General features: G+C 69.5%; 10 protein-coding genes. All 10 read left to right on the top strand.

What is annotated here, in order from left to right; genetic code table 11:
- Positions 1-1,199 (top strand): DHHA1 domain-containing protein (locus AB1609_10450; GenBank protein ID MEW6046887.1); only part of this gene is annotated, 1,199 nt, incomplete at its 5' end.
- A 45-nt stretch (positions 1,200-1,244) separates the two neighbouring features.
- On the top strand, positions 1,245-1,550 hold the full coding sequence (locus tag AB1609_10445; GenBank protein MEW6046886.1) for an IreB family regulatory phosphoprotein: 306 nt from the start codon (positions 1,245-1,247) through the stop codon (positions 1,548-1,550).
- 46 nt (positions 1,551-1,596) lie between these two features.
- Positions 1,597-2,070 (top strand): Holliday junction resolvase RuvX, encoded by a 474-nt coding sequence (ruvX, locus tag AB1609_10440; protein MEW6046885.1) that lies wholly within the window; start codon positions 1,597-1,599, stop codon positions 2,068-2,070.
- A 30-nt stretch (positions 2,071-2,100) separates the two neighbouring features.
- Positions 2,101-2,523, top strand: coding sequence for a DUF1292 domain-containing protein (locus tag AB1609_10435; GenBank protein ID MEW6046884.1), 423 nt, complete (start codon positions 2,101-2,103; stop codon positions 2,521-2,523).
- A 65-nt stretch (positions 2,524-2,588) separates the two neighbouring features.
- Positions 2,589-3,626 (top strand): endolytic transglycosylase MltG, encoded by a 1,038-nt coding sequence (mltG, locus tag AB1609_10430; protein MEW6046883.1) that lies wholly within the window; start codon positions 2,589-2,591, stop codon positions 3,624-3,626.
- 85 nt (positions 3,627-3,711) lie between these two features.
- Positions 3,712-4,413: an RNA polymerase sporulation sigma factor SigK gene (gene sigK, locus AB1609_10425; protein ID MEW6046882.1), complete on the top strand. Its 702-nt coding sequence runs from the start codon at positions 3,712-3,714 to the stop codon at positions 4,411-4,413.
- 52 nt (positions 4,414-4,465) lie between these two features.
- Positions 4,466-5,068 (top strand): YqeG family HAD IIIA-type phosphatase, encoded by a 603-nt coding sequence (locus tag AB1609_10420; protein ID MEW6046881.1) that lies wholly within the window; start codon positions 4,466-4,468, stop codon positions 5,066-5,068.
- Positions 5,069-5,070: 2 nt separating this feature from the next.
- Complete coding sequence (gene aroC / locus AB1609_10415) at positions 5,071-6,357, top strand: chorismate synthase (protein ID MEW6046880.1); 1,287 nt, start codon at positions 5,071-5,073, stop codon at positions 6,355-6,357.
- Positions 6,350-7,981 (top strand): 3-dehydroquinate synthase, encoded by a 1,632-nt coding sequence (gene aroB, locus AB1609_10410; protein ID MEW6046879.1) that lies wholly within the window; start codon positions 6,350-6,352, stop codon positions 7,979-7,981. Before aroC ends, aroB begins: the two co-directional genes overlap by 8 nt.
- A 21-nt stretch (positions 7,982-8,002) precedes the next feature.
- The coding region (locus AB1609_10405) for a type II 3-dehydroquinate dehydratase (GenBank protein ID MEW6046878.1) at positions 8,003-8,357 on the top strand (355 nt) is incomplete at its 3' end.

The raw sequence follows: 8,357 nt of genomic DNA, 5'->3' as shown, positions 1-8,357 counted from the left end.
AGCAAGGTACCGATGCGCTGGTGGTGCTGGACCGGACGCCCTTCTACCCCGAGGGAGGCGGGCAGGTGGCCGACACAGGGGGGCTCGCCTGGTCGGGTGGGCGAGCTTCCGTGCTCGACGTGCAGCGGCCGCTGGCCGGGGTCATCGTTCACCGGGTGCGGATCGAAGAGGGCCGGCTGCAGGAGGGTGACACGGTGGAGGCGGCGGTGGACTGGGAACGCCGCATGGGAGCGGCCCGCCACCATACGGCCACTCACCTGCTGCACCGGGCGCTTCGCATCGTGCTGGGCGAGCACGCCCTGCAGGCGGGGTCCCTCGTGGCACCGGACAGGCTCCGGTTCGACTTCAACCACTTCCAGGCGCTGACGCCGGAGGAGATCGAGCGGCTCGAGCGCGAGGTAAACCGCAGGGTTCTGGAGGACCTGCCCGTCGCGGCGGTGGAGACCACCGTCGAACAGGCGCTGGCCCAGGGGGCCGTGGCGCTGTTCGGCGAGAAGTATGGCGAGCGGGTGCGGATGGTCGACATCGGCGGCGGGTACAGCCGGGAACTGTGCGGAGGCACTCACGTGCGCCACACGGGCGAAATCGGGCTCGTTCACATCATCAGCGAGGCCAGCGTGGCGGCGGGCGTGCGGCGAATCGAGGCGGTGGCCGGCGAGGCCGCCCTGGCTTACCTTACCCGCCGCGAGCGGGAGTGGCAGGAACTGAGCGAGCGCCTGCAGACCTCACCCGAGGACCTCCTGCACCAGGTGGAACGCCTGATTGCCCATGCGCGGTCGGCCCAGCAGGAGGCCGAACTCCTGCGGACACGCCTGATGAGCCGCTATGCTGACGAGATGGTGGCGAAGGCCGAACGGGTTGGGGCGGCTCGGCTCGTGGTGGGCCGACTGGACGGGCTTGACGCTTCCGCCCTTCGCGCGCTGGGCGACCGGCTGCGCGAAGCCCTCGGGCCTTCGGTGGTGTTCCTAGCGAGCCCGTCGGACGGCAAAGTGCTCTTTGTCTCCATGACCACGCGCGAACTCGCACAGCGCGGCATCCATGCCGGTGAGATCGTGAAGGCGGCGGCCCGTGCGGCCGGGGGAGACGGCGGGGGACGGCCTGAGATGGCGCAGGCGGGTGCCAAGGACCCGTCGAAGATCGACGAGGCGCTCGCGGCCGCCCGCCGGCGCGCCAGGGAACTCTTGCTCCGGGCCAGCTAACGGCATGGAAGCCTCGAGAGCCATCCGGGGGATAGGGTGAGCGGGGTGCGGCAAACCAAGGGGACGCCGCAGGACCAGGGACCGGAGACGGGGCAGGAGACCGTCCGGTTCCGCGTCGAAGAAGCAGGCCGCCGGCGTGCCGCGGAACTGATCCGCCAGGTCTACCAGGCGCTGGTCGAGAAGGGTTACCACCCGACGAGCCAGTTGGTCGGGTACCTGCTTTCGGGAGATCCCACATATATCACCAGTCATAAAAACGCCCGCAGTCTGATCCGTACGGTGGAGCGAGACGAATTGCTCGAGGAGATCATCGAGCACTACGTCCGCTGCCCCAACGCCCGCGAGAAGTAGGGCGGGCTTTCTTGCGAGTTCTTCCTGGCATCATGGCACGGTCGTGATGGCACGGTCGTACGGCAGGGTCCTGGCGCTCGACGTGGGGAGCAAGACGGTGGGCGTGGCCGTCAGCGATCCGACGGGTACGACCGCTCAACCTCTCGAGACCTTGCGGCGAGAGCCGCAGGGAAAAGAACTTGCGGCCATCGCCGAGCTCGTCGCCCGGCTCCAGATCAAGGAGGTGGTGGTGGGGCTGCCAACACGTACCGACGGTCGGGAGGGCCCCGAAGCCCGTAGGGTCAAGGAGTTTGTCCGGCACCTCCAGCGTGTGGTAGGCATCCCGGTGGTGCTGGTGGACGAACGCTTTTCTACCCGCGAGGCCGAGCGGATGTTGCTGGATGCCGACCTTTCCCGGAGTCGGCGCCGCGGAGTGCTCAACCACGTGGCGGCAGCCATCATTCTGGATACCTACCTGGCCCGGCGCCAGGTAAGGGCGACGCAGGGTAAGGATACGCTACCGCAAGCTGGCGGACGATAGGTCGCTGGAAGCGAAAGGATGGGGTGCCACGTGGCGGACGAAAAGGAGCGCCATGGTCCGTTCTCGGCCGGCGAGGAGGACGACGATCACATCACGCTGGTGGACGACGAGGGCCACGAGCACGAGTTTACGCTGGTAGACGTGGTCGAGGTCGACCAGCAGCGCTACGCGGTTCTGCTGCCTGAGGAGGATCCGGAGGAAGGGGCTTACGTTTTCCGGCTCGAGACCGACGACGACGGCGAGGAAGTCCTGGTGAACGTCGAGGACGACGACGAGTTCGACCGGGTTGTCCAGGCGCTGGAGGAGATGGACGGCGAAGAGGACGAGGACGAAGACGACGAAGACGACGAGGACGACGAGGACGGCTTCGCCGGCGACGAAGACGAGGACGACGACTGGGCCGGCGACGAGGAAGACGAGGACGACGAAGAAGGCAACCGGGGGACCCTTTAGCTTTCGGTAAGGCGGGCCGGCGCTCTTAAAGCGGCCGCCCGCCGCCGTCAAACGGGGGTGGTGGGGTGCAGACGGGGACGGCAGGCCGGGCCCTTGCTGCGGGGCGCGCGGCCGGGCTGCTGTTTGGCGCGGGCGCCGTGGTCGCGGGCCTGGCCGCGGTGATCGCGGCGTGGTGGATGCTGCCGGTCAACACCGGCCCGCTCGCGGCGCCCCTCATCGTGGAGGTGCCGCCCGGCGCGTCGGCCAGCGCGGTGGGGAAGATCCTGCAAGAGCGCGGCCTCATCCGGTCGTCCTTTCTCTTCGGGGTAATGGCGCGACTCGAAGGCCTGGAGGGACGGCTTCAGGCCGGCTACTACCGCCTGCGGCCCGACATGCACCTGCAGGACGTGCTGCACATCCTCTCCCGCGGCAGCGTCGCAGTGGAACGGGTGACGATCCCGGAGGGCGCCACGATCCGGTACGTCGCGGCGCTGCTGGAGCGCAAGGGGCTGGCCGACGCCCGGCGTTTCATCGACCTCGCATCCGACGACCGGTGGCTGTTCGCCGGGGAGCGAACCCTGCCCAAGCCTCCCGGCAGCCTGGAGGGGTATCTCTTCCCGGACACCTACCGCGTTGAGGTGGGGCAGAGCGAGGAGAGCATCATCCGAAGGATGGTGGCGCGCTTTGCGGAAAAGGCGCTGACGGTGTACGAGCGCCTTCAAGAGGGTAGCGGCCTGACGCTGCACGAGGCCGTGACGCTGGCATCCATCATCGAAAAGGAAGCCATGCGGGACGGGGAACGCCCCCTGATCTCCTCCGTCTTTCACAATCGCCTGCGCCTGGGCCGGCCGCTGCAGGCGGATCCGACCCTCAAGTACATCCTGGATCCCGCCCCGCGCAGGCTGTACCAGAAGCACCTCTCCATCGATTCCCCCTACAACACCTACCGCTATCCGGGGCTCCCGCCCACGCCCATCGCCAGCCCCGGCCTCGCCTCCCTGGAGGCAGCGCTGCGCCCGGCCGACACGCCGTATCTGTACTTCGTGGCGCGGGGCGACGGCACACACATCTTCAGCCGCACCTTCCAGGAACACGTGAGCGCCAGGCGGCGTGTGGCCTTCTAACTAAATGGCTCTGGAGGACCAGCACCGACTCCCCCGGCCTCCCATAGGATAGGGAGGCCGCTGTTTTTTCTGGGGGGTTCGGAGCTTGTACGTCCTGACGCTTGCGGAAGTAGCCGCCCAGTGGCTGCGCCACGTGATATGGCTTGCCGGCTACGTTGGCGGGGAAGGGTCCTTCCCTTTGCCGCTTGGCGAACACGAAGAGGCGCGTCTGGTGAGCGCCATGCTGGCGGGCGACCAGCAGGCCCGCAGCACGCTGGTCGAGCATAACCTCCGGCTCGTGGCCCACCTGGTCAAGAAGTTCGAGTCGTCGGGCGAGGACGTGGAAGACCTGATCTCCATCGGCACCATCGGGCTCATCAAAGCTATCAACACCTTCGACCCGTCGCGCAAGACCCGTCTGGCCACGTACGCGGCGAAGTGCATCGAAAACGAGATCCTGATGTACCTGCGGTCGGTCCGAAAGACGCGGGGCGAAGCGCTGCTGTACGACCCCATCGGCTCGGATGGCGAGGGCAATGACGTCACCCTCATCGACGTGCTGGGAACCGACCCGGAGGCGGTGACCGAGCAGGTGGAGGCGGAGGTCGAGAAGGACCGCCTCCGCCGGACGCTCGGGACGCTCAGTCGCCGCGAGCAGTGGGTGTTGCAGATGCGCTACGGCCTCGTTGACGGGATGCGGAAGACGCAGCGGGACATTTCCCGCTATCTGGGCATCTCCCGTTCCTACGTCTCCCGCATTGAAAAGCGAGCCCTCACCAAGCTGTACCACCAGCTCGTCAACGGATAGGGGAGCCGGAAGCGACGGAAAAAGACCGCGCCGATGCTATAATAAGGCCACTATGGGCGAAAACGGCGCAGCAGCGGAGCGGCAGCGCGCCGCCCGGCGGGTAGGGGGCATCCGGGCTCTCCTGGTGCCCGACCTCTGGGTGGACAACCCCGATGCCATAGACCTTCAGGCCCTGGTCCGGCGGGGCATCCGCTGCCTTCTCGTCGACGTGGACAACACGCTGACGCCTTGGGGTGAACCGGTCGCCGAGCAGGCGCACCGCTTCGTCGAACGCGCCAGGCGCGCAGGGCTCGCCGTGGCGATCCTGTCGAACGCCAGGAGGCATCGCCGGGCAGCTGCGGCAGCGGCCCTCGGCGTTCCGGCGGCGGGGCGCGCCTTCAAGCCGCTGCCGCGCTTTTTCGTCAACGCTGCGAAAATGATGGGGTGCACGCCGGGAGAAGTGGCCGTGGTCGGGGACCAGCTCTGGACCGACATCCTGGGCGGCAAGCTGGCAGGCATGTACACCATCCTGGTGGATCCCCTGCGGGACAGGGATCACCCGTTCACCCGCATCTGGAGGGTGGGCGAACGTGCCGTCCTGCGGTGGATGGGCCGCCGCGGCCTGTTGCCGGCAGATAGGGTCCAGGCCCGGCTGCGCCGCCGCCGGGGTGATTGAGAGTGCTCCGGTTTCTGACGGCAGGGGAGTCGCACGGGCCGGCGCTGGTCGTTATCGTGGACGGGTTGCCCGCGGGCCTGCGGCTCCCGGCCGAAGCCATCGACAGGGAGCTGCGGCGCCGCCAGGCCGGATACGGAAGCGGCCGGCGCATGCAGATCGAGGAGGATCACGTGCGGATTCTCTCCGGCGTGCGTCACGGCCTTACGCTGGGAAGCCCCGTCGCCATGGTGATCGAAAACCGGGACTACGCCCGCTGGCGCGCCGCCATGGATCCTGCCCCGCCGGCAGAGGATCCCAGCGGGATGGCGCGCGAGGCGGCAGGGGACTGGCGCGTCCGGCCGGTGACGCGCCCGCGCCCCGGTCACGCCGACCTGGCCGGGGCGCTGAAGTTCGGCTTCAAAGACGTGCGCAACGTGCTGGAACGGGCATCGGCCCGGGAGACCGCCGCCCGGGTGGCGGCGGGCGCTGCGGCTCGGCGGCTCCTCGAAACGGTCGGCATCGCCATCGCCGGTCACGTGGTGGCCATCGGGCCGGTGCAGGCGCCGGGCCTGGCAGCCGCCGCGGCGGTGGATGTTCGAGAACTCGCCGACCGGGCGGAGGCTTCTCCCGTCCGGTGCGCCGATCCGCAAGCCACCTCGGCCATGGTGGCCGCCATCGACCAGGCTCGGGAGCGGGGTGATACGCTCGGGGGCATCTTCGAGGTGGCGGCGGCCGGCGTCATGCCCGGGCTGGGTAGCTATACCCACTGGGACCGGAGGCTGGACGCGCAGCTTGCGGCGGCGTTCATGAGCATTCCCGGGGTGAAGGGCGTGGAGATCGGGGAGGGCTTCTCCGCAGCGCACCGGCCGGGTTCGGAGGTGCACGATCCGATCGCGTTCGGGCGGGTCCCGCCGGGCCAGTGGGCGGCCGGCCCTGACCGGGTGGGGTTCTACCGCCCGTCGAACAGGGCCGGGGGTCTCGAAGGCGGGGTTACCACCGGCCAGCCGCTGGTGGTGCGGGCGGCCATGAAGCCTCTGTCCACCCTGATGCGCCCTCTTGCCACAGCGGACCTGAGCACCCACGAGCCCGCCGAGGCGGCCGTGGAGCGCAGCGATGCGTGTGCAGTACCCCGCGCCGTCGTGGTCGGGGAGGCGATGATGGCGTGGGTGCTGGCGCAGGCGCTTCTGGAAAAGTTCGGCGGCGATACGGTGGACGAGCTTGTCCGGTCGGTTGAGGCGTACCGCCGCGGCCTGGAGGCGTCCGGCGGGGGAAGGGCCGGCGGCGTGCCGGGGGTCGGGCCCGTTGGATAGCGGCGCCAATCTGTACCTCACCGGCTTCATGGGTTCGGGAAAGAGTACCGTGGGGCGGCTGGTGGCCGAACGGCTGGGCCGGCCGTTCGTTGACCTGGATCTGGAGATCGAGGCCCGTGCCGGGCGGCCGGTGGAGCGCATCTTTCAGGAAGAGGGCGAAGAAGGCTTCCGCCGGCTGGAACAGCAGGCGCTCCGGGAGGTCGCCTCGCGGCCCGCCCAGGTGGTGGCCACGGGCGGCGGCATCGTGGAGCGCCCCGAAGGGCGGGAGCTCCTTGCCCGGAGCGGCGAAGTCGTGTGGCTCTTCTGCCCCGTGGAGCAGGCCGTGAGCCGGGCCCTGAACGGCGGCCCGGTGCGGCCGCTGCTGGCCGGGGATGAGGGCAGGCCTCTGGACAGGGCCCGGGCCCTGTGGAAGCGGCGCCAGTGGCTGTACGCCTGCGCCCCGATCTGGGTCGATGCGCGCCCCGAGGCGGCCTCGCAGGTGGCGGACCGGGTGCTGGAGGCCCTGGAGTGGTACCGGATCGCGCCCACAGCAGCGTGGGTGCTCGGTCCCGGGCACGCCTACCCGCTGGTGGTGGGGCGAAACCTCATCGAACGCCTCGGCGCGATGGTGGAGCACCTGGCGCGGCGGCGGGGCCTGGGGGGCAGCGCCCTGGTCATCGCCGACCGGGCGGTGCAGGCGGTGGCCGAACGGATTGGAGGGACCCTGTCCGCCAGCGGCTGGCGCGTGGGCTACGCGCCGGTCGGCCCCGGGGAGGCCGCCAAGAGCCTGGAAACTCTCGCCTCGGCCTGGGAACAGGCAAAGGCGGCGGGCCTGGACCGTTCGGGGCTCGTCATCGGGGTTGGGGGTGGCGCGGCCCTGGACCTGGCGGGGTTTACGGCGGCCACCTACATGCGCGGGGTGGCCTGGATCTCGGTGCCCACCACGCTTCTGGCGCAGGTGGACGCGGCCATCGGCGGCAAGACCGCCGTCAACATACCGTCCGCCAAGAACCTCGTGGGGGCGTTCCACCATCCCCTGGCCGTCGTCGCCGACGTGGACGTGTTGTCGACGCTGCCGCGCCGTGAGGTAGCTTCCGGCATGGCCGAGGTGGTCAAGCACGCCCTGGTCGGGGACCCGTCGCTTCTCGAACTCGTGGACGGTACCGGGGAGGCGTTGCCCGACGTGGTACTCGTTGCCCGGGCGGCAAAGGTGAAGGCGCTGGTGGTCAGCGAAGACCCGAACGAGACGGGGCGCCGGGCGGTGCTCAACTTCGGGCACACGGTGGGCCACGCACTGGAGGTGGCCGGTAACTTCGAGCGGTACCTGCACGGGGAAGCGGTCGCCATCGGCATGGTGACGGCCACCATGCTCTCCGAACGGGTGGGGGTGCTGCAGGAGCCCGGTCTGGTCGAACGCCTCATACAACTGCTTCGCCGGATCGGGCTTCCGTCCGCGGCAGGGCCGGAGGCCCCCGATGCGGACCTCCTGTGGAACTTGATGGACGCCGACAAGAAGAAACAGGCCGGTCTCCGGCGCTGGGTGCTCCTCGAACGTCCGGGCGAGCCGGTGGTGGCTTCCGGCACAGTGACGCCCGAACGCTTTGCCCGGGTGTGGCAGGAGCAAAACGGCGCGGGGCCGGCTTGAAGGGAGCGCAGTCACCCCAAGGTGCGCATTCTCGTCATCAACGGGCCCAACCTCGACCGCCTCGGCGTGCGGGAGCCGGAGCTCTACGGGCACGAGACGCTTGCGGCCCTCAATGCCCGCATCGCTCAGGAGGCCCAACGCCTCGGCGTCGAGGTGGAGTTCCTGCAGACAAACCACGAGGGTGTGATCGTGGAAGCCATCGGCGGGGCCTCGGCGCGGTTCGACGGGATCATCGTCAATCCCGGCGCGTACAGCCACTACAGCCTGGCCATCCGGGACGCGCTGGCAGGGGCGGGCGTCGTTTCCGTGGAGGTTCACCTCACCAACCTCTTCCGCCGGGAGAGCTTCCGGCAGCGCCTGGTGACGGCGGGGGCCT

The sequence above is a fragment of the Bacillota bacterium genome, assembly GCA_040754675.1.
Lineage (GTDB): Bacteria > Bacillota > Limnochordia > Limnochordales > Geochordaceae > Geochorda.
This window is presented reverse-complemented; position numbering and strand designations above follow the sequence as displayed.